Raw genomic sequence first — 19,292 nt, forward strand, 5'->3', positions numbered from 1 at the left:
GAGGCCGCGACGTCAGGTCCGGGTTGACGGCACCTGTAACGTTGGGGCCATGGCTCTCGGTCTCCCTTCACGGCTTCCGGAACGTGTTCCGACGGTTCGCGAACTGCTGGCCGAGGGGGAGCGGTCGTTCTCCTTCGAGTTCATGCCCCCGAAGACCGACGAGGGCGAGCGGCAGCTCTGGAGGGCGATCCGCGAGCTGGAGGCGCTGCGCCCCACCTTCGTCTCGGTGACCTACGGAGCCGGCGGGTCCACCCGCGACCGCACGGTCGACATCGTCGAACGGCTGGCCCACGAGACCACGCTCACGCCGGTCGCGCACTTCACGGCGGTCGACCACTCGATCCGCGAGCTGCGCCACCTGGTCGGCAGGTTCGCCGACGCCGGCGTGCGCAACATCCTCGCCGTACGGGGCGACCCGCGCGGCGGCAACCCCCTCGACGAGTGGGTGAAGCACCCCGAGGGCGTGCTGTACGCCGAGGAACTGGTCCGGCTGATCCGCCAGGCCGGCGACTTCTGTGTGGGAGTGGCGGCGTTCCCCTACAAGCATCCGCGCTCGACCACGATCGAGTCCGACACCGAGTACTTCGTGCAGAAGTGCCGCGCGGGCGCCGACTACGCGATCACACAGATGTTCTTCCGGGCCGAGGACTACCTGCGCCTGCGCGACCGGGTGGCCGCCCAGGGCTGCGACACGCCGATCATCCCCGGCATCATGCCCGTCACCCAGATGAGCACGATCGCCCGCTCGGAGCAGTTGTCGGGCGCGCCGTTCCCGCCCGAGGTGGCCGAGCGGTTCGAGGCGGTCGCCGACGACCCCGCCGCGGTGCGGAGCCTCGGCATCGAGCACGCCGCGGAGCTGTGCCGGACCCTGCTCGACGAGGGCGCCCCCGGCATCCACTTCATCACCTTCAACCGGTCGAGCGCCACGCGCGAGGTGTTCCAGGCGCTCGCCCCCGCGGGCGCGACCACCCACCGCTGAGCGCCCGCGCCGCTCCCCGCCGTGCCCGGCGCACGCCGGGCTTTCGTACTGCTTTCGCGGGAGCGGTGTGGCGGAGTCATCCGACCGGCGGGTGCAGGGGCAGCGCCGTGCCCGCGATCGCGTAGTCCTCGTAGCCGCCGGGGAAGACGAACCGCGTCATCAGGTCGGCGAACCCGATGTCGCGGTAGAGATGGCGGGCCGCGGTGGGCGCGTCATGCGTGGACAACACGGCGGTGCGCTCGGGACGGCCCTCGCAGAGCATGTGGATCATCCTGCGGCCGACGCCCCCGCCCTGGTGGTCGGGGTGCACGTGCACCTCGGCGATCTCCAGGGCGTCGCCGAACCAGGCCTCGGAGATCTGCTGTCCCGCCCGTTCGCCCAGGGCGCGGCGCACCACGTCGTGCCACCACTGGCCGGGGGTTCCGTGGAAGCCGTAGGCGAATCCGACGATGTGCGGAGCCTCGGCGAGAACGCACGAGAAATCGGGATACGTCGCGTGGTTGCGCATGATCGCCATACGGCCCGGAAGCTGATCCGGTGGCGGGCGCATGGCCGCCGCGTAGATCGCCAGCACCGTGTCGAGTGCCGCGATGAACCGGTCGGGCCCGACCCGTGTCAGTTGGATCACTTTCCGGAGACTAGCAAAGCGGCGCGCCGAGCCCATGAGGGAAAAGGCCGAACGGCCGGCCGTTCGCGAAAACGGCGGCCCACCGGCCGGGATGCCGGGGCTTTCCCCGCGACGGGCCGGCCGCCCGTCACTCGACGTCGGCCGCCGTGCCGCCGGTGATCTCCAGGAGTTCGCCGTACGTCGTCGCGAAGACCGTGTGCGGATGGCCCGCCGCCGCCCAGACGCGCTCGTGCTTGCCGAGCCAGGTGTCGACCAGCGTCCGGACCGGCGCGGGATGACCGACCGGGGCGACGCCGCCGATCGGCTGGCCGGTGTGCTCCCTGACGAACTCGGGGGTGGCCCGCCGTACCTTCTGGGCGCCGACGACACCGGCGACCAGGTCGGTGTTCACGCGGTGCGCGCCGCTCGTCAGCACGAGCAGGGGAGCGCCGTCGGCGTCGAAGATGAGGCTGTTGGCGATCGCCCCCACCTCGCAACCGAGCTGGGCCGCGGCCGTCGCGGCCGTCGGCGCGGAATCCGCCAGCACGACGATCTCGGCGTCGACTCCGCGGGACCGGAGTGCCTCGGCCACCCGGACCGCATTGGGATGCAACTTTTCTGGCACGCGGCCACTCTAAACGGGTGAGTGAGCATGAGCGATCCGTTATCACGACTTGATCGCGCAAGGACGAAAGCCCACCATACGGTGGGATCTCTTGATCCGAAATCGGCCTACACGAGAGGTTGGTCGCGATGGGAGCACGACGGCATCTGGCCGCCGCCGCTCTGGTCACGGTGGCGGCCGTGACAGCGACGGTGTGCGGCGTGCCCGTCGGCGCGCAGGCGCAGACGGGCACGACACAGGTGCGCACCGCGCAGTTGAGCACAGGCAACGTGAGCACGGGGCCGGCCGCAGCCCAGACGAGTACGGCGGCCGCCCAGGTTTCTGCGGGAGCGTGGAAGGCACCGTCCACGACGCTCAAATACGGCGCCAAGGGGTCGGTGGTCCGAACGCTGCAAACCCGGCTGAAGCAGCTCGGTTATGTGCCGGGCAAGATCGACGGCGTGTACGGCTCGGGCACGCGCAGCGCCGTGTACGCCTTTCAGAAGGTTCAGGGCATCAAGCCCACCAGCACGGTCTCCGGCACGACGTGGAGAGGGCTGGAGAAGCCCAAGGCGCCCTCTGTCCTGGTGCCGAAGGGCAAGCCCACCAGGGTCGAGGTGAACCTCACCAAGCAGATCATGGTGCTCTACAAGGGCGGCAAGCGGAAGCTCATCAGCCACATCTCCTCGGGCAGCGGCATCCCGTATGTCGAGTGGGTCGTGTGGAACGGCAAGAGGCAGAAGTTCACCGGAAACGCGAAGACGCCGACGGGGAACTACAAGACCACCTGGCGGGTGAAGGGCTGGCACCGGTCCTACCTGGGGTCGTTGTACAACCCGATCTTCTTCAACGGCGGCATCGCGCTCCACGGCGCCACCTCGGTTCCCCTCTACCCGGCGTCCCACGGGTGCGTGCGCCTGCCCATGCCGGTGGCGGAGATCCTGCCCGGGCTGGTGGGAACGGGCGTTCCCGTGCACGTCCGGGGCAAGTTCGTGCGCTGACGGCGGCCCGCCGCCGGCGGTTCCGCGTCACATGAGGCTCCGCGCGAGGTGCTCGCGCGGGGCCTTCGCCGTCTCACGGCACGGCTCCGCGGATTCGGCGCTCATCGAATATGTGTTCGTTGTCATCCTTGACATGTGAGTGGGTCGAATCTATGTTCGATGAGGTGGGTGCGAGACTCGCGGCTCGCGCCCACCCCGTCGGACCCGTGCTTTCGTCGTCGGCGGAGACGAGCGCGGCAGGGCCCGCGGCGTGGGCCGGACGGGGAGAGGGGAAGCTCCTCGTCCGGCCACCCCTCCGGGGGTACGAAATGATGTTCGGGAATTCCATGTCGTCGTCGGAGATTCTGACCTCGGAGGAATTGTCGGTGCGGTCTGCGACTGTGATCTCACCGGCGATCATCCGCCGGCTGCCACGACTCAGGGAGGCGGGCATGACAGGACCGATCGAAGAGCGGAGCGGGCCGAGGGTCTCGCAGACCGTTCTGGCGCACCTCGGTGACGCCAGGGTGTTCCTGGCCGACGCGTCCGCGGGGCCGACCCCCGCGGACAGGTACGTGTCGGCGCACCTGGCGGCGCTGCGTGCCGCGGCGGCCATCCTCGCGGCGCGGCCCCGGCCGATGGACGGGCGCAGGCGCCGGCTGCGCAGCGCATGGGAGTTGCTGCCGGAGGCGGAGCCGCGGCTCGCCGACTGGGCCGCCTTCTTCGCGGCCAGCGCCACCAAGCGGGCGGCGGCCGAGGCCGGCCTGGTCCGGGTCGTCACGCCCAGGGACGCCGAGGAGCTCATCGCCGAGGCGGACAGGTTCGTCGGGGAGATCGAGTCGATTCTCGGCGTGCCCGGCCAGCCGGCCCTTCCGATGGCCGGATAGGACAGTCGGCCGACGGTTCCGATGCGCGGAGACCAGGCCCGCGGGGCCTGGCGGTGATCGGACCGCGGATCAGGCGGCGTCGCGCTCCAGGGGGCAGCTCATGCACCGGGGCCCGCCCCGGCCGCGGCCGAGCTCGCTGCCCCTGATCGTGACGACCTCGATTCCGTGCCGCCGCAGATGCTCGTTCGTCGTGGTGTTGCGCTCGTAGGCCATGACGACGCCGGGCTCCAGCGCCAGCACGTTGCAGCCGTCGTCCCACTGCTCCCGTTCGGCGGACCGCACATCCTGGGTGGGCGTCAGCACCTTGATGGAGTCCAGGCCCATCGCCTGCGCGATGGCCGTGTGCATGTCCTCGGGCGCGTGATCGGTGACCTTGAGCTCTTTCTCGTTGTCGCCCGGCTCGATCGTGTACGAGGGGAGCATGCCGAGCCCGGCGTATTGGATGAAGACCCCCACGTCGACGTTGGTCATCACCGTGTCGAGGTGCATGAACGCCCTGGCCTTCGGCATGTCGAGCGCCACGATCCTGCTCGCCGACCCCGCCGCGAACAGGCTGGTCGCGAGCATCTCGACCGCCTGCGGCTGGGTGCGCTCGCTCATTCCCACAAGTACGGCGCCGCCGCCGAGCACCAACACGTCGCCGCCCTCGACGGTGGCGGGAGCCGTACGGGTGCCGTGGTACCAGACGTGGAAACCGCCGGCCCCGGGGGAGCCGTAGCCGGGGGCGAACATCGGGTGCCAGCGGTAGACGGCCTCGTAGTTCAGGGTCTCCCGCCTGCGGGCCTTCTTGCGCATCGCGTTGACGGACACCCCGTCGTAGACCCAGCACGAGGTGTCCCGGGTGAACATGTGGTTGGGCAGCGGGGACAGCACGAAGTCGTCGTCCCGCAGGGTGTGGAACGCGATGGACTTCGGGTCGCACCCGAGCTCCATGATCTCGCGCTTGGTGATGCCGCCGGTGAGGAAACGCGCGAGGGCGGCCGCGTCGAGCGTCTCCAGCGCATTGCGGATCGCGTCGGCGGCGAGCGGGCCGAACCAGCGCTCGTCGACGGACCCGTCGAGGATGTGCTTCCTGGCCTCGGGGGCGGCGACGGTCTCCTCGATGAGGTCGCCGAGCACATGGACCTGGACGCCGTGGGCCGCGAGGGCCTCTCGCCACTCCTCGTGCTCCTCCAGCGCGCGCTCCACCCAGAGCACGTCGTCGAAGAGCAGATCGTCCTTGTTGGAGGGGGTGAGCCGCTTCAGGGCGAGTTCGGGGATGTGCACCAGGACCTGGCGGAGCTTCCCGACCTCCGAGCCGACATAAAAGGTCATTTCCCCCATATCCTCATATGAGGGCCTGATCTCCGCAACTGGACCCGGGCATCATGGGACGGACCGGGCCCCCCGCGACTACGCCACAGGGCAGGGGACGCCGGTCTCCGCAGGCGCGCCGGTGCCGGAAACACCGGCGCGAGAAACGTCAGAACGACTCGACCGCGCGTCGAGCCTCCGCGTCGAGCACACCCCAGGTGATGAACTCCTCGGTCAGCTCCACCGGCGACTTGTCATAGATGACGGCGAGGGAGCGCAGGTCCTCCTGGCGGATCGACAGCACCTTGCCGTTGTAGTCGCCGCGCTGGCTCTGGATGGTCGCCGCGTAACGGGCCAGCGGGCCGGCCTTCTCCTTGGGCAGCTGTGAGAGCCGCTCAAGGTCGATGACAAGCTTCGGGGCGGGAGCGAGCGGGCTCGGCGCGGCGCCCCCGGGAAGCAACTCCGACACCGGCACCCCGTAGAAATCGGCAAGTTCGGCGAGCTTCTGCACGGTCACCGCACGGTCGCCACGCTCGTAGGAGCCCACGACCACGGCCTTCCAGCGGCCACGTGACTTCTCCTCGACACCGTGCAAGGACAGGCCCTGCTGGGTGCGGATGGCGCGGAGTCGTGCGCCCAGGGACTTGGCGTAGTCAGACGGCATTGGATGGCCCCCGGCTTTCTATGTCTGTTCTCACTTGATTGTGCGTCCTTGGCCCGAGCGTTCCGAACACCGGGGTTGGTGCCCGAGCCGGGCACCTTCGGTGACCACTGCGTCGGGTTTTACCCAGGAAGGTCGCGAGTTGTGGTTACGGACAGTGACGGTAAAGCCGACACTGTCAAAGGTCAAGCCGATTGGAAAAAAGAGCGTCAAACAGTGCTCTGACTGAAATCCCCGACACCCGGCGCAGGCGGGGAGTTTCGGACCCCTCCACCGTACGGGGCCGAGTGGGACCTTCCACGCATCGTCCCTGGCTAGAGGGCGGCGAAGGCCGTGCTGCTAACCTGAAACGACCGAACACCCTTTTAAGACCCGTCCCGTGAGGCGGGAAAGGTGGTGATTTTTTCATGCCCGACGTCCAGAATCAGGCCCGTGCCGTGCTGGAGGGCCCCGACATCCACCGGGCTCTCACCCGCATCGCTCACGAGATCCTCGAACGCACCAAGGGCGCCCAAAGCGTCGTGCTCCTGGGCATCCCCACCCGCGGCGCCACGCTGGCCCGCCGGCTGGCCGAGCGAATCGCGCAGTTCGAGGGGATGAAGGTGCCCGTCGGCACCATCGACATCACGATGTACCGCGACGACCTGCGCCTGCGGCCGGCTCGTCCGCTGGGCCGTACCGACCTGCCACCCGACGGCATCGACGGCCGGACCGTCGTGCTCGTCGACGACGTCCTGTTCTCCGGCCGCACCGTGCGTGCGGCGCTCGACGCGCTCAACGACGTGGGCCGCCCCCGGGCCGTGCAGCTCGCGACCCTCGTCGACCGCGGCCACCGCGAGCTGCCCATTCGGGCCGACTACGTGGGCAAGAACCTGCCGACGTCCATGGCGGAGAAGGTGAAGGTCTACCTGGAGGAGACCGACGGGCGCGACGCCGTCCTGCTCATCAAGGAGGAGGCCCGATGAGGCACCTGATCTCGGCGGGCGAGCTGACCCGCGCCGACGCCCTCCTCGTGCTCGACACCGCCGAGGAGATGGCGAGGGTCACCGAGCGGTCCATCAAGAAGCTGCCCACGCTGCGCGGCCGCACCGTGGTCAACCTCTTCTTCGAGGACTCCACCCGCACCCGCATCTCGTTCGAGGCGGCGGCCAAGCGCCTGTCGGCCGATGTGATCAACTTCTCGGCCAAGGGGTCGAGCGTGTCGAAGGGCGAGTCGCTCAAGGACACCGCGCTCACCCTCGAGGCCATGGGAGCCGACGCCGTCGTCATCAGGCACGGCGCCTCCGGCGCCCCCCACCGGCTGGCGAACTGGGTGCGCGGCAGCGTGGTCAACGCCGGCGACGGCACCCACGAACACCCGACCCAGGCGCTGCTCGACGCGTTCAGCATGCGGCGCAGGATGGGCAGGCTGGAAGGGCTCAAGGTCGCCGTGGTCGGCGACGTCCTGCACAGCCGGGTCGCCCGGTCCAACGTGCTGCTGCTGCACACGCTCGGCGCGGAGGTCACGCTCGTCGCCCCGCCGACGCTGCTGCCGGTCTCGGTGGAGACCTGGCCGTGCCAGGTGTCCTACGACCTCGACGCCGTGCTGCCCAAGTCGGACGTGGTGATGATGCTGCGCGTGCAGCTGGAGCGGATGAACGCCGCCTACTTCCCCTCCGCCAGGGAGTACAGCAGGCGCTACGGTCTCGACCGCGACCGGTTCGCCCGCCTGCACGACGACGCGATCGTCATGCACCCCGGCCCGATGAACCGCGGCATGGAGATCTCCGCCGAGGTCGCGGACTCGCCGCGCTCGACCATCGTGGAACAGGTGGCCAACGGCGTCACCGTGCGCATGGCCGTCCTGTATCTGCTGCTGGGCGGCTCTGAGCCCGCCATCGGAGGAATCGCGTGAACACCATCCTGATCAAGGGGGCCGCGATCCTCGGCGGCGCCCCGGCCGACATCCTCGTCAAGGACGGCGTGATCGCCGAGATCGGCGACCTCGGCGCGGCGAGCGCCGGCCTGACCGTCGACGCGGACGGCCTGATCGCGCTGCCCGGCCTGGTCGACCTGCACACGCACCTGCGGGAGCCGGGCCGGGAAGACGCCGAGACCGTCGAGACGGGCACCCAGGCGGCGGCCCGCGGCGGATACACCGCGGTCCACGCCATGGCCAACACCTCCCCGGTCGCCGACACCGCCGGCGTCGTCGAGCAGGTCTGGCGGCTCGGCCAGGAGTACGGCCACTGCGACGTGCAGCCGGTGGGCGCCGTGACCTCCGGCCTGGAGGGCCGCCATCTGGCCGAACTCGGGGCGATGGCCGACTCGGCCGCCCGGGTCCGCGTCTTCTCCGACGACGGCAAGTGCGTCTCCGACGCGCTGCTGATGCGCCGGGCGCTGGAATACGTCAAGGCGTTCGACGGCGTGGTCGCCCAGCACGCCCAGGAGTCGCGACTGACCGAGGGCGCGCAGCTCAACGAGGGCGAGGTCTCCGGCAGGCTCGGCCTGACCGGCTGGCCGGCCGTCGCCGAGGAGGCGATCATCGCGCGTGACTGCCTGCTGGCCGCGCACGTCGGCTCGCGCCTGCACGTGTGCCACGTGTCCACGGCGGGCTCCGTGGAGATCATCCGCTGGGCCAAGTCGAAGGGCTGGGACGTCACCGCCGAGGTCACCCCGCACCACCTGCTGCTCACCGACTCGCGCGCCGAGCGCTCGCCGATCGGGCCGTACAACCCGATCTACAAGGTCAACCCGCCGCTGCGCACCGACGAGGACGTGCGGGTGCTGCGCGAGGCGCTGGCCGACGGCACGATCGACTGCGTCGCCACCGACCACGCCCCCCACCCGGTCGAGGACAAGGAGACCGAGTGGAGCGCCGCGGCCATGGGCATGATCGGCCTGGAGACCGCGCTGTCGGTGGTTCAGGAGGCCATGGTCGAGACCGGCCTGCTCGACTGGGCGGCCGTCGCCGACCGCATGTCGGCGCGGCCTGCGCGGATCGGCCGCCTGCCCGGCCACGGCCTGCCGCTCGAGGCCGGCGCCCTGGCCAACATCACCCTGTACGACCCCTCGTTCCGGGCTCTCGTCGACCCGTCGGCGATGGCCTCCCGAAGCCGCAACACGCCGTATGAGGGCATGGAACTGCCCGGCCGGGTCGTGGCCACGTTCCTGCGCGGCCGCCCGACCGTTCTGGAAGGGAAGCTGGTATGACAGCGCTGCTCGTGCTCGAGGACGGCCGTGTCTTCGAGGGAACGCCGTACGGCGCGGTGGGGGAGACCTTCGGGGAGATCGTCTTCAACACCGGCATGACCGGATACCAGGAGACCCTGACCGACCCGTCGTATCACCGGCAGATCGTGGCGATGACCGCGCCGCACATCGGCAACACCGGCGTCAACGAGGAGGACCCCGAGTCGGGCCGGGTCTGGGTCGCCGGCTACGTCGTGCGGGAGCCGTCCCGGATCCCCTCCAACTGGCGCTCCACCCGCTCGCTCGACGACTACCTGCGCGACCAGGGCGTCGTCGGGATCGCGATGCGCGGCACCCGGGCGCTCACCCGTCATCTGCGTGAACGCGGGGCCATGCGCGCCGGCGTCTTCTCCGGCCCGGCCCTCGCTCCGGTCGAGGAACTGGTCGAGCGCGTACGGCTCTCGCCCCGCATGGAGGGAGCCGACCTGGCCGGTGAGGCCGGCACGGCCGAGCCGTACGTCGTGGAGGCCGTCGGGGAGCGCCGCTTCACGGTGGCCGCGGTCGACCTCGGCATCAAGGGCATGACGCCCCAGCGGATGGCCGAGCGCGGGTGCGAGGTCCACGTGCTGCCCCCGGGCTCGACGCACGCGGACATCCTCGCCCTCAAGCCCGACGGCGTCTTCTTCTCCAACGGGCCCGGCGACCCCGCCACCGCGGACGACGCCGTGGCGGCGCTGCGCGGCGTGCTGGAGGCGGGCGTGCCGTTCTTCGGCATCTGCTTCGGCAACCAGATCTTCGGCCGCGCGCTCGGTCTCGGCACCTACAAGCTGCGCTACGGCCATCGCGGGGTCAACCAGCCCGTGCAGGACCGGCGCACGGGCAAGGTCGAGATCTCCGCGCACAACCACGGCTTCGCCGTACAGGCTCCGCTGGACGGGCCGTTCGACACCCCGTACGGCAGGGCCGAGGTGAGCCACGTCAATCTCAACGACGGATGCGTCGAGGGGCTGCGGCTGCTCGACCGGCCGGCGTTCAGTGTGCAGTACCACCCTGAGGCCGCGGCCGGGCCGCACGACGCGGCGTATTTGTTCGACGAGTTCTGCGAGCTGATGGAGCGCAGGAGGGAGCGAGCGAGCGGCGCTCAAGGGGTCTTCGATCCTGCGAGTGAGCGACCGGGCGCGACCGGTGACACGGCGAGTGAGAAGGAGACGCAGGGTGCCTAAGCGCACGGACATCAGGTCGATCATGGTGATCGGCTCCGGTCCGATCGTCATCGGGCAGGCCTGCGAGTTCGACTACTCGGGCACTCAGGCGTGCCGCGTGCTGCGGGCCGAGGGTTTCCGCGTGATCCTGGTCAACAGCAACCCGGCCACGATCATGACGGACCCCGAGTTCGCCGACGCCACCTACGTCGAGCCGATCACCCCGGACATCGTCGAGAAGATCATCGCCAAGGAGCGGCCCGATGCGCTGCTGCCCACGCTGGGCGGCCAGACCGCGCTCAACGCCGCCGTCGCGCTGCACGAGGCGGGCGTGCTGGAGAAGTACGGCGTCGAGCTGATCGGCGCCAACTTCGACGCCATCCAGGCGGGGGAGAACCGCGAGCGCTTCAAGGAGATCGTCGCCAAGGTCGCCGAGGAGCGCGGCCTGAACGCCGAGTCGGCCCGCAGTGTCGTGTGCCACACCATGGAGGAGTGCCTCCGCGGCGCGCAGGAGCTGGGTTACCCGGTCGTCGTGCGGCCCTCCTTCACCATGGGTGGGGCCGGCTCCGGGTTCGCCCACGACGAGGCCGACCTGCGCCGCATCGCCGGGGCCGGGCTGGACGCGTCGCCGACCACCGAGGTGCTCCTGGAGGAGTCCATCCTCGGCTGGAAGGAGTACGAGCTCGAGGTCATGCGCGACCGCAACGACAACGTCGTGATCGTGTGCTCGATCGAGAACATCGACCCCATGGGCGTGCACACGGGCGACAGTGTGACCGTGGCGCCCGCCCTGACGCTCACCGACCGCGAATACCAGAACATGCGCGACGTCGCGATCGCGGTCATCCGCGAGGTCGGCGTGGACACCGGCGGCTGCAACATCCAGTTCGCGGTCGACCCGGACACCGGGCGCATGATCGTCATCGAGATGAACCCGCGGGTCTCCCGGTCCTCGGCTCTGGCGTCGAAGGCCACCGGCTTCCCGATCGCGAAGATCGCGGCGAAGCTGGCCATCGGCTACACGCTCGACGAGGTGCCCAACGACATCACCAAGGAGACCCCGGCGTCGTTCGAGCCCTCCCTGGACTACATCGTCGTCAAGGTGCCGCGGTTCGCGTTCGAGAAGTTCGCCGGGGCCGACCAGACCCTGACGACGCACATGAAGTCGGTCGGCGAGGTCATGGCCATCGGCCGGTCGTTCCCGGAGGCGCTTCAGAAGGCCCTCAGGTCGCAGGAGAAGAAGGGGTCGTCGTTCACGTGGGCGGGCGAGCCGGGTGATCTCACCGAGCTGCTGAACGCCTGCCGCATCCCGCACGACGGCCGGCTGCGCACGATGCAGCAGGCCATCAGGGCAGGGGCGACCCCCGAGCAGCTCTTCGAGGCGACGCGGATCGACCCCTGGTTCGTCGACCAGCTCTTCGCGATCGACGAGGTGGCCCGCTCGATCGGCGGCCTCGACGCCGCCACGCTCGCCACCGCCAAGGCGCACGGGTTCTCCGACGCCCAGATCGCCGAGATCGTCGGCGCCGAGGAGAGCGAGGTGCGGCAGGCCCGGTACGCGCTCGGACTGCGGCCCGTCTACAACACCGTCGACACCTGCGCCGCCGAGTTCGCCGCGCGCACGCCCTACCTCTACTCCACCTACGACGAGGAGACCGAGGTTCCGCACGGCGAGCGCCCCAAGGTGATCATCCTTGGCAGCGGGCCCAACCGGATCGGGCAGGGCATCGAGTTCGACTACGCCTGCGTCCACGCGTCGTTCGAGCTGGCCAGGGCCGGCTACGAGACCGTGATGGTCAACTGCAACCCCGAGACGGTCTCGACCGACTACGACACCTCCGACCGGCTCTACTTCGAGCCGCTCACCCTGGAGGACGTCCTGGAGGTCGTGCACGCCGAGCAGGAGACCGGCCCGGTCGTCGGCGTCATCGTGCAGCTCGGCGGGCAGACCCCGCTCGGGCTCGCGCAGGCGCTCAAGGACGCCGGGGTGCCGGTCGTCGGCACCTCGCCCGAGTCGATCCACCTGGCCGAGGAGCGCGGCGCGTTCGGGCAGGTGCTGGCCGAGGCCGGGCTGCCCGCGCCCAAGTTCGGGACCGCGAGGACCGTGGCCGAGGCGCAGGCCGTCGCGGCGGAGATCGGCTACCCGGTGCTGGTGCGGCCGTCGTACGTCCTGGGCGGGGCCGGCATGGCGATCGTCTACGACGACGACACCCTGCAGACCTACATGTCCAAGGCGGCGACCGACCATCCGGTCCTCATCGACAGGTTCCTCGACGACGCCATCGAGATCGACGTGGACGCCCTGTTCGACGGTGAGGAGCTCTACCTCGGCGGAGTCATGGAGCACATCGAGGAGGCCGGCATCCACTCCGGCGACTCGGCGTGCGCCCTGCCGCCGATCACGCTCGGCGGCTTCGACATCAAGCGCATCCGCGCCGCCACCGAGGCCATCGCCCGTGGAGTGGGCGTGCGCGGGCTGCTGAACGTGCAGTACGCCATGGCCGCCGGGGTCCTCTACGTCCTGGAGGCCAACCCGCGGGCCAGCCGTACGGTGCCGTTCGTGTCCAAGGCGACGGCGGTGCCGCTGGCCAAGGCGGCCGCGCGCGTGATGCTGGGGGCGACCGTCGCCGAGTTGCGCGCCGAGGGCATGCTGCCCGCCACGGGCGACGGCGGCACGCTGCCGCTGGACGCGCCCATCGCGGTCAAGGAGGCGGTGCTCCCGTTCAACCGGTTCCGCGGGGTCGACACGGTCCTCGGCCCGGAGATGCGCTCCACCGGCGAGGTGATGGGCATCGACGAGTTCTTCGGCACCGCCTACGCCAAGTCGCAGTCGGCCGCCTACGGGGCCCTCCCCACCAAGGGCCGGGCCTTCGTGTCCGTGGCGAACAAGGACAAACGCGCCGTCATCTTCCCGGTGAAGGCGCTGGCCGACCTCGGTTTCGAGATTTTGGCGACAGAGGGTACGGCGGAGGTGCTGCGCCGTAACGGCGTCCATGCCAAGATCGTGCGCAAGCAGAGTGACGGGCCCGGTCCCGACGGTGAGCCGACCATCGTGCGGCGCATCCTGGACGGCGAGGTGGATCTCATCGTGAACACGCCGTTCGGCAGCCCCGGCCAGGCCGGGCCGCGGCTCGACGGCTACGAGATCCGCACCGCCGCCGTGCTGCGCGGCATCGCCTGCATCACGACGGTGCAGGGGCTCGCCGCGGCGGTTCAGGGCATCCAGCACATCGTCCGGGGCGACGTGGGCGTACGGTCGCTCCAGGAGCACGCGCGGAGGCTCAAGGGGTAGGGGAGGAGCGGCCGGTGGCCGGTAGTCCGGTGCAGGTGACGGGCACGGTGCTGACGACGCGCCGGGTGGACGCCTACCATGCGCTCACCGTCGTCGCCCCCGGTGTGGCCGACCGGTCCCGGCCGGGGCACTTCGTCGGCGTCGCCGTCGGCGGCCCAGGCACCTCGATGCTGACACGGCGGGCCTTCGCCGTACACGATGTGAAGCCGGACTACGGTGGCACGGTGGAGCTGGTCTTCAGCGTGCGCGGCCCGGGAACGGCCTGGCTGGCCGACCTGAGGGCCAGGGACACCCTGGACCTGGTCGGCCCGCTGGGGCGTCCGTTTCCCCTTCCGCGCGACCCGTGCACGTGCGTCCTCGTGGGCTCCGAGTACGGCTCGGCGTCGCTTTTCGCCCTGGGCGACGCGCTGCAGCGGCGCGGCTGCCGTATCGACTTCGTGCTGGGAGCGCCGAGCGCCGACCGGGTGTTCGGCGCGCTCAGGGCCCGCAGGATGGGGGAGACCACCACCTTGACCACTGAGGACGGCTCGCTCGGCATGCGCGGCAAGGTGACCGACGTGCTGCCCGGCGTGATCGCCGACGCCAGGGCGGACGTGGTCTACGCGTGCGGCCCCATGGAGATGTTGCGCGGGGTGACGTCGGTCGCCGTCGAGTTCGACATCCCCGTGCAGGTCGCCGTCGAGGAGGCCATGGCCTGCGGGATCGGCGTGTGCATGACGTGCGTGCTGCCGGTGATCGGCGACGACGGCGTCACCCGCATGGTCAGGGCCTGCGTCGATGGTCCGGTGTTCCGGGGGGAGCGGGTGCGGTTCGACGACGTCGGCACCATCCCGTTCGACGCCCTCGGCGCGCCCGGGGGACGCCATGCCTGAGCCGGGTTGGGGTGAGCGGCGATAGGGGCCGACCTCCGCAGTTACATCGCCCACGTCGAGCTGCCCAACCCGGTCCTCACCGCCTCCGGCTGCGGAGGCACGGGCCGGGAGCTGGCGCAGTTCTTCGACGTCATGCGGCTGGGCGCCTTCACCACCCGGTCGATCACCATGGCGCCGCGGGCCGGACGCCCGACGCCCAGGATGGCGGAGACGCCTTCGGGGCTGCTGAACGCCGTCGGGCTCCAGGGCCCCGGCATCGAGGCGTTCCTGACCCAGGAGCTGCCCTGGCTGGCCGAGCGGGGCGCGAGGACCGTGGTGTCCATCGGCGGCGGCACCGTCGCCGAATACACGGCCCTGGCGCGGCGGCTGGCCGACGCGCCCGGAGTGACGGCCGTCGAGGTCAACCTGTCGTGCCCCAACGTCGAGGACCGCGGCCGGGTGTTCGCCCGCGACGGCTCCTCGGCGGCCGAGGTGATCGCGTCCGTGCGCGCCGCCACGCGGTACGACGTCCCCGTCATCGCCAAGCTCACCCCTGACGTCGCCGACATCGTCGCCGTCGCGCGCTCCTGCGTGGACGGCGGAGCCGACGCCCTCGCCATGATCAACACACCTGTCGGCATGAGCATAGACGTGGAGACCATGCGCCCGTCCCTGGCGGCGGGCACAGGAGGCCTTTCCGGGCCCGCCGTACGGCCCCTGGCGGTCCGCTGCGTCTGGCAGGTCCACGCGGCGCTGCCGGGGGTACCCATCATCGGCATGGGCGGCGTGACGACCGGCAGGGACGCGCTGGAGTTCGTCCTGGCGGGCGCCTGCGCCGTCGCGGTGGGCACCGCCCTGTTCCACGACCCGTACGCCTGCCCGCGCATCATGAGGGAGCTCGAGGAGCTCCTCACAGAGCGCGGGTTCGACCGCCTCGCCGACGCCGTCGGCCTGGCCCACCGCCCACCGGGATCAGGACCCCGGGGCAGAACCGATCTGGAGGAGAGTTCCCTTTGAGCACGTCCGCTCCCATCGCCGTCGCGCTGGACGCACCCGACCTGGACACCGCGGCACACTGGGCGGGCCTGGTGACGCCACACGTGTCGACCGTGAAGGTGGGGCTGGAGCTCTACCTGCGCTACGGCCCCGACGTCATCGCGTCGGTTCGCGGCGCGAGCGGCGTGCAGGTCTTCCTCGATCTCAAGCTCCACGACATCCCGAACACCGTGGCCGCAGCCGCGCGTGCGGTCGCCCGGCTCAAGCCGGCCATCCTGACCGTCCACGCGTCGGGCGGGCCCGCGATGATCAAGGCCGCCGTGGAGGCCGCGCCGAATTCCCAGATCGCCGCCGTGACACTTCTCACGTCGCTGTCCGAGACCGACCTGGCCGCGCTCGGCGTCCAGGGCACCCCCGTCGACGCCGCGCGCCGGTTGGCGGCCATCGCGGTCGGCGCGGGCGCCCAGGCCCTCGTCTGCTCGCCGCGCGAGGTCGCCGCCGTGCGGGCAGAGGTGGGGCCGGGCATCACGCTCATCACCCCGGGTGTGCGGCCCGCCGGTGCCGACACTCAGGATCAGGCAAGAGTAGCGACTCCCGAGGACGCTCTGAGCCACGGGGCCGATCTTCTCGTCATCGGGCGGCCGATCACCGGCGCTCCCGACCCCGGGGCGGCCGCCGCCGCGATCGCCGCCGCGCTGCGCAAGGTGAGCCACTGACGCCGGCGCGCGGGCACCCGAGAGTTCACGGGACGTTCCCGCCGGGGCCGTACGGCGGTTCGGGACGGCTCCCCGGAGGGCTTCACGGAGGTTCTCGGGGAGGCCCCCAGGGCTTCGCGTGGCGGGTTCGGCGGAGGCCTCGGAGGGGTCCCGCCGGGGGCGCGCCGTGGGCCGTGCGAGGGCTCTGCCGGAGGCTGATTCGGGCGCCGCGGGGGGCCGGGAAGGCGGTTCCGCGAGCCTTCGCGAAGAGCCCTTCGCGGGGGCGCGGCGGCGTCCGACAGGCACTGTTTCGGGGTTGGAAGATCCATTCCGAGCGCTGCTCGGTTACAGGGCTGATGAGGCGGTTTTGATATACATAGAGTGAGATTTACATTACCACGAGTAGTAGAATTGATTTTGTGGGCACGGAAACAGCCCTTGACGTTGCCGGATGGGGCATAGACCAGCTAGTTTCCCCTCCCGTCCGAGTACATCGACAGAAATTCGAGGTGACCCGGCGTGGCTCTTCCTCCCCTGACCCCCGAGCAGCGCGCCGCAGCTCTTGAGAAGGCTGCCAAGGCACGCAAGGAGCGTGCCGAGGTCAAGAACCGGCTCAAGCACGGCGGGGTTTCTCTGGCTGAGGTGCTGAAGGATGGGCAGACCGACGACGTCATCGGCAAGATGAAGGTCTCGGCTCTGCTGGAGTCGCTCCCTGGCGTCGGCAAGGTCCGCGCCAAGCAGCTCATGGAGCGCCTTGGTATCGCCGAATCCCGCCGCGTGCGGGGTCTCGGCGCCAACCAGCGCGCGTCCCTGGAGCGCGAGTTCGGCGGCGCCGAGAGCTGATCTCGGTTACGCACGAGCACGTTTCACGGGGGGTACGGAGTGTCCGGCACGTCTTGGTCCGCTGAGGACCGTGCCCACGAGGCAGTGGTTTCCAGTGGATCCGAGACAAGTGGCGGTGACTCCATGCCCCAGAACCGGCGCCTGACGGTCCTGTCCGGTCCGTCGGGCGTCGGGAAGTCCACGGTCGTCGCCGAGCTCCGGCGGTCTCACCCAGAGGTGTGGCTGTCGGTCTCGGTGACCACCCGTAAGCCCCGGCCAGGGGAGACCCACGGCGTGGAGTACTTCTTCGCCGACGACGCGGAGTTCGACCGGATGGTCGCCGCGGGGGAGCTCCTCGAATGGGCCGAGTTCGCGGGCAACCGGTACGGCACGCCGCGCGCGGCCGTCATGGAGAAGCTCGCGTCCGGAGTGCCCGCACTCCTGGAGATCGACCTTCAGGGCGCCCGCCAGGTGCGGTGTAGCATGGCCGAGGCCCTGCTCGTCTTCCTGGCCCCGCCGAGCTGGGAAGAGCTGGAGCGGCGGCTGCGCGGGCGCGGCACCGAGCCGCCCGACGTCATTGCCCGCCGGCTCGACGTCGGCCGGATCGAGATGGCGGCCGAGAAGGAATTCGACCTCACCTTGGTCAACACATCCGTCAAGGACGTGTGCCATCGGCTGATAGCCTTGATGAGACGTTCGTCTAGCTAGAGGAATCACAACGTGGCAAGCAGCGCAGGGTATGCCGAAGGCATCACCAACCCGTCGATCGACTCGCTGCTCGACATCGTCGACAGCAAGTACAGCCTGGTGATCATGGGTGCGAAGCGGGCGCGCCAGATCAACGCCTACTACTCGCAGCTCGGCGAGGGCCTGCTCGAATACGTCGGGCCCCTCGTGGAGACCCAGGCGCAGGAGAAGCCGCTGTCCATCGCGCTCCGCGAGGTCAGCGAGGGCCTGCTCACCTCCGAGCCCATCGAGGGCTGAGCCGCTTTCGGCGCTCGTCCCGCTCACGCGGCCACGGGCGCCCATGAGCGGGCGTGACCCTGTGGCACATCCATGAGTTCGATCGTCCTGGGCGTCAGCGCCGGCATCGCGGTCTACAAATCCTGCGAGCTCCTGCGCCTTTTCACCGAATCCGGCCATGACGTACGCGTCGTGCCCACCCGAGACGCCCTGCGGTTCGTCGGCGAGCCGACATGGGCCGCCTTGTCGGGCAACCCCGTGACGACCGAGGTCTGGGAATCGGTGCACGAGGTCCCGCACGTCCGCATCGGCCAGAACGCCGACCTGCTGGTCGTGGCTCCCGCCACGGCCGACGTGCTCGCGCGGGCCGCCGGCGGCCACGCCGACGATCTGCTCACCAACACGCTCCTGACGGCCCGCTGCCCGGTGGTCTTCGCCCCCGCGATGCACACGGAGATGTGGGAGCACCCCGCCACCCGGGCCAACGTGGCCACCCTTCGCGAGCGGGGCGCGATCGTGATCGAGCCCGCCGTCGGCCGGCTCACCGGCGCCGACACCGGCCCCGGCCGCCTCCCCGACCCCGCCGAGATCTTCGAGGTCTGCCGCCGGGTGCTCTCCGGCCGGACCCTCGACCTGGCCGGCAGGCACGTCGTCGTCTCAGCCGGCGGGACCCGCGAGGCCATCGACCCCGTCCGCTTCATCGGCAACCGCTCGTCGGGCCTGCAGGGCTATGCGCTCGCCCGTACGGCCGTGGCCCGCGGAGCCGAGGTCACCCTCGTGTCGGCCAACGTCGCGCTGCCCGACCCCGCGGGGGCCAAGGTGGTGCGCGTCGAGTCCACCGGACAGCTCCGCGAGGCGGTGCTGTCGGCCTCGGCGCACGCCGACGCCGTGGTGATGGCCGCCGCCGTCGCCGACTTCCGGCCCGTCCGGCAGAGCGAATCCAAGATCAAGAAGTCGCCCGGCGAGCCCGAGCCCATTCATCTCGCCAAGAACCCGGACGTGCTGGCCGAGCTCGGCGACATGCGCAAGACGGCGCCCTTCCCGAGGGTCGTCGTGGGCTTCGCGGCCGAGACCGACGACGTGCTCGCCAACGGGCGGGCCAAGCTCGAGCGCAAGGGCTGCGACCTGCTGGTGGTCAACCAGGTGGGCGCCGGCCTCGCGTTCGGCACACCCGACAACGCCGCCGTCGTGCTCGTGCGGGGCGGCGATCCCGTGGAGATTCCGAGGGGTCCCAAAGAGGATCTCGCCGACGTAGTCTGGGATCTGGTGGCGGCGCGTCTTTCCTGAAA

19 protein-coding genes are annotated in these 19,292 nt (G+C 70.5%); 15 read left to right on the forward strand and 4 right to left on the reverse strand.

What is annotated here, in order from left to right; all coding sequences use genetic code 11:
- Positions 1-49: 49 nt before the first annotated feature.
- Positions 50-979, forward strand: a complete 930-nt coding sequence (gene metF / locus Pth03_RS11160) for a methylenetetrahydrofolate reductase [NAD(P)H] (protein WP_203944114.1) — start codon at positions 50-52, stop codon at positions 977-979.
- Between the two features lie 76 nt (positions 980-1,055).
- Here metF and Pth03_RS11165 read toward each other — a convergent pair whose 3' ends face one another.
- Together Pth03_RS11165 and Pth03_RS11170 are read right to left on the reverse strand one after the other, a co-directional pair.
- Positions 1,056-1,607, reverse strand: coding sequence for a GNAT family N-acetyltransferase (locus Pth03_RS11165; protein WP_239118934.1), 552 nt, complete (start codon positions 1,605-1,607; stop codon positions 1,056-1,058).
- A 127-nt stretch (positions 1,608-1,734) separates the two neighbouring features.
- On the reverse strand, positions 1,735-2,211 hold the full coding sequence (locus Pth03_RS11170) for a YbaK/EbsC family protein (protein WP_239118935.1): 477 nt from the start codon (positions 2,209-2,211) through the stop codon (positions 1,735-1,737).
- 128 nt (positions 2,212-2,339) lie between these two features.
- Here Pth03_RS11170 and Pth03_RS11175 point away from each other — a divergent pair, with 128 nt between their 5' ends.
- Together Pth03_RS11175 and Pth03_RS11180 are read left to right on the forward strand one after the other, a co-directional pair.
- Positions 2,340-3,191 carry a L,D-transpeptidase family protein gene (locus Pth03_RS11175; RefSeq protein ID WP_203944116.1) on the forward strand — a complete coding sequence of 284 codons (852 nt, stop codon included), beginning with the start codon at positions 2,340-2,342 and terminating at the stop codon, positions 3,189-3,191.
- A gap of 431 nt (positions 3,192-3,622) precedes the next feature.
- The gene (locus tag Pth03_RS11180) at positions 3,623-4,057 is read left to right on the forward strand and encodes an SAV_6107 family HEPN domain-containing protein (protein WP_203944117.1); all 435 of its coding nucleotides are present in this window, start codon (positions 3,623-3,625) and stop codon (positions 4,055-4,057) included.
- Between the two features lie 69 nt (positions 4,058-4,126).
- Here the strand turns inward: Pth03_RS11180 and Pth03_RS11185 are convergent, their stop codons facing one another.
- Both Pth03_RS11185 and bldD read right to left on the reverse strand, forming a co-directional pair.
- On the reverse strand, positions 4,127-5,371 hold the full coding sequence (locus tag Pth03_RS11185; protein ID WP_203944118.1) for an arginine deiminase: 1,245 nt from the start codon (positions 5,369-5,371) through the stop codon (positions 4,127-4,129).
- 148 nt (positions 5,372-5,519) lie between these two features.
- Positions 5,520-6,014 (reverse strand): transcriptional regulator BldD, encoded by a 495-nt coding sequence (gene bldD / locus Pth03_RS11190; protein ID WP_203944119.1) that lies wholly within the window; start codon positions 6,012-6,014, stop codon positions 5,520-5,522.
- A gap of 404 nt (positions 6,015-6,418) precedes the next feature.
- Here bldD and pyrR point away from each other — a divergent pair, with 404 nt between their 5' ends.
- The 12 genes from pyrR (at position 6,419) to coaBC (ending at position 19,290) form a co-directional block, all read left to right on the forward strand.
- Positions 6,419-6,976, forward strand: coding sequence for a bifunctional pyr operon transcriptional regulator/uracil phosphoribosyltransferase PyrR (gene pyrR / locus Pth03_RS11195; RefSeq protein ID WP_203944120.1), 558 nt, complete (start codon positions 6,419-6,421; stop codon positions 6,974-6,976).
- The gene (locus Pth03_RS11200) at positions 6,973-7,905 is read left to right on the forward strand and encodes an aspartate carbamoyltransferase catalytic subunit (RefSeq protein WP_203944121.1); all 933 of its coding nucleotides are present in this window, start codon (positions 6,973-6,975) and stop codon (positions 7,903-7,905) included. Before pyrR ends, Pth03_RS11200 begins: the two co-directional genes overlap by 4 nt.
- Positions 7,902-9,203, forward strand: a complete 1,302-nt coding sequence (locus Pth03_RS11205; RefSeq protein WP_203944122.1) for a dihydroorotase — start codon at positions 7,902-7,904, stop codon at positions 9,201-9,203. The genes Pth03_RS11200 and Pth03_RS11205 overlap by 4 nt, the downstream gene beginning before the upstream one ends.
- The gene (gene carA, locus Pth03_RS11210) at positions 9,200-10,405 is read left to right on the forward strand and encodes a glutamine-hydrolyzing carbamoyl-phosphate synthase small subunit (RefSeq protein WP_203944123.1); all 1,206 of its coding nucleotides are present in this window, start codon (positions 9,200-9,202) and stop codon (positions 10,403-10,405) included. The genes Pth03_RS11205 and carA overlap by 4 nt, the downstream gene beginning before the upstream one ends.
- Positions 10,398-13,676, forward strand: a complete 3,279-nt coding sequence (gene carB, locus Pth03_RS11215; RefSeq protein WP_203944124.1) for a carbamoyl-phosphate synthase large subunit — start codon at positions 10,398-10,400, stop codon at positions 13,674-13,676. Before carA ends, carB begins: the two co-directional genes overlap by 8 nt.
- Before the next feature lie 14 nt (positions 13,677-13,690).
- Positions 13,691-14,548, forward strand: a complete 858-nt coding sequence (locus tag Pth03_RS11220; RefSeq protein WP_239118936.1) for a dihydroorotate dehydrogenase electron transfer subunit — start codon at positions 13,691-13,693, stop codon at positions 14,546-14,548.
- A 21-nt stretch (positions 14,549-14,569) separates the two neighbouring features.
- Positions 14,570-15,544 carry a dihydroorotate dehydrogenase gene (locus Pth03_RS11225; protein ID WP_203944308.1) on the forward strand — a complete coding sequence of 325 codons (975 nt, stop codon included), beginning with the start codon at positions 14,570-14,572 and terminating at the stop codon, positions 15,542-15,544.
- Complete coding sequence (gene pyrF / locus Pth03_RS11230) at positions 15,541-16,239, forward strand: orotidine-5'-phosphate decarboxylase (protein WP_239118937.1); 699 nt, start codon at positions 15,541-15,543, stop codon at positions 16,237-16,239. The genes Pth03_RS11225 and pyrF overlap by 4 nt, the downstream gene beginning before the upstream one ends.
- A 498-nt stretch (positions 16,240-16,737) precedes the next feature.
- Positions 16,738-17,061, forward strand: coding sequence for an integration host factor, actinobacterial type (gene mihF, locus Pth03_RS11235; protein ID WP_203880608.1), 324 nt, complete (start codon positions 16,738-16,740; stop codon positions 17,059-17,061).
- A gap of 123 nt (positions 17,062-17,184) precedes the next feature.
- Positions 17,185-17,748: a guanylate kinase gene (gene gmk / locus Pth03_RS11240; RefSeq protein WP_203944125.1), complete on the forward strand. Its 564-nt coding sequence runs from the start codon at positions 17,185-17,187 to the stop codon at positions 17,746-17,748.
- Between the two features lie 12 nt (positions 17,749-17,760).
- The gene (gene rpoZ, locus Pth03_RS11245) at positions 17,761-18,024 is read left to right on the forward strand and encodes a DNA-directed RNA polymerase subunit omega (protein WP_203944126.1); all 264 of its coding nucleotides are present in this window, start codon (positions 17,761-17,763) and stop codon (positions 18,022-18,024) included.
- Between the two features lie 72 nt (positions 18,025-18,096).
- Complete coding sequence (gene coaBC / locus Pth03_RS11250) at positions 18,097-19,290, forward strand: bifunctional phosphopantothenoylcysteine decarboxylase/phosphopantothenate--cysteine ligase CoaBC (protein WP_203944127.1); 1,194 nt, start codon at positions 18,097-18,099, stop codon at positions 19,288-19,290.
- The last annotated feature ends 2 nt before the right edge of the window (positions 19,291-19,292 follow it).

The sequence above is a fragment of the Planotetraspora thailandica genome, from assembly GCF_016863335.1.
Classification (GTDB): domain Bacteria; phylum Actinomycetota; class Actinomycetes; order Streptosporangiales; family Streptosporangiaceae; genus Planotetraspora; species Planotetraspora thailandica.

Coding starts and splice junctions, on each gene's coding strand:
- Pth03_RS11185 (WP_203944118.1), bottom strand. CDS start 5,371: ATGACCTTTTATGTCGGCTCGGAGGTCGGGAAGCTCCGCCAGGTCCTG.
- bldD (WP_203944119.1), bottom strand. CDS start 6,014: ATGCCGTCTGACTACGCCAAGTCCCTGGGCGCACGACTCCGCGCCATC.
- Pth03_RS11180 (WP_203944117.1), top strand. CDS start 3,623: ATGACAGGACCGATCGAAGAGCGGAGCGGGCCGAGGGTCTCGCAGACC.
- metF (WP_203944114.1), top strand. CDS start 50: ATGGCTCTCGGTCTCCCTTCACGGCTTCCGGAACGTGTTCCGACGGTT.
- Pth03_RS11200 (WP_203944121.1), top strand. CDS start 6,973: ATGAGGCACCTGATCTCGGCGGGCGAGCTGACCCGCGCCGACGCCCTC.
- gmk (WP_203944125.1), top strand. CDS start 17,185: ATGCCCCAGAACCGGCGCCTGACGGTCCTGTCCGGTCCGTCGGGCGTC.
- Pth03_RS11175 (WP_203944116.1), top strand. CDS start 2,340: ATGGGAGCACGACGGCATCTGGCCGCCGCCGCTCTGGTCACGGTGGCG.
- coaBC (WP_203944127.1), top strand. CDS start 18,097: ATGAGTTCGATCGTCCTGGGCGTCAGCGCCGGCATCGCGGTCTACAAA.
- pyrR (WP_203944120.1), top strand. CDS start 6,419: ATGCCCGACGTCCAGAATCAGGCCCGTGCCGTGCTGGAGGGCCCCGAC.
- carA (WP_203944123.1), top strand. CDS start 9,200: ATGACAGCGCTGCTCGTGCTCGAGGACGGCCGTGTCTTCGAGGGAACG.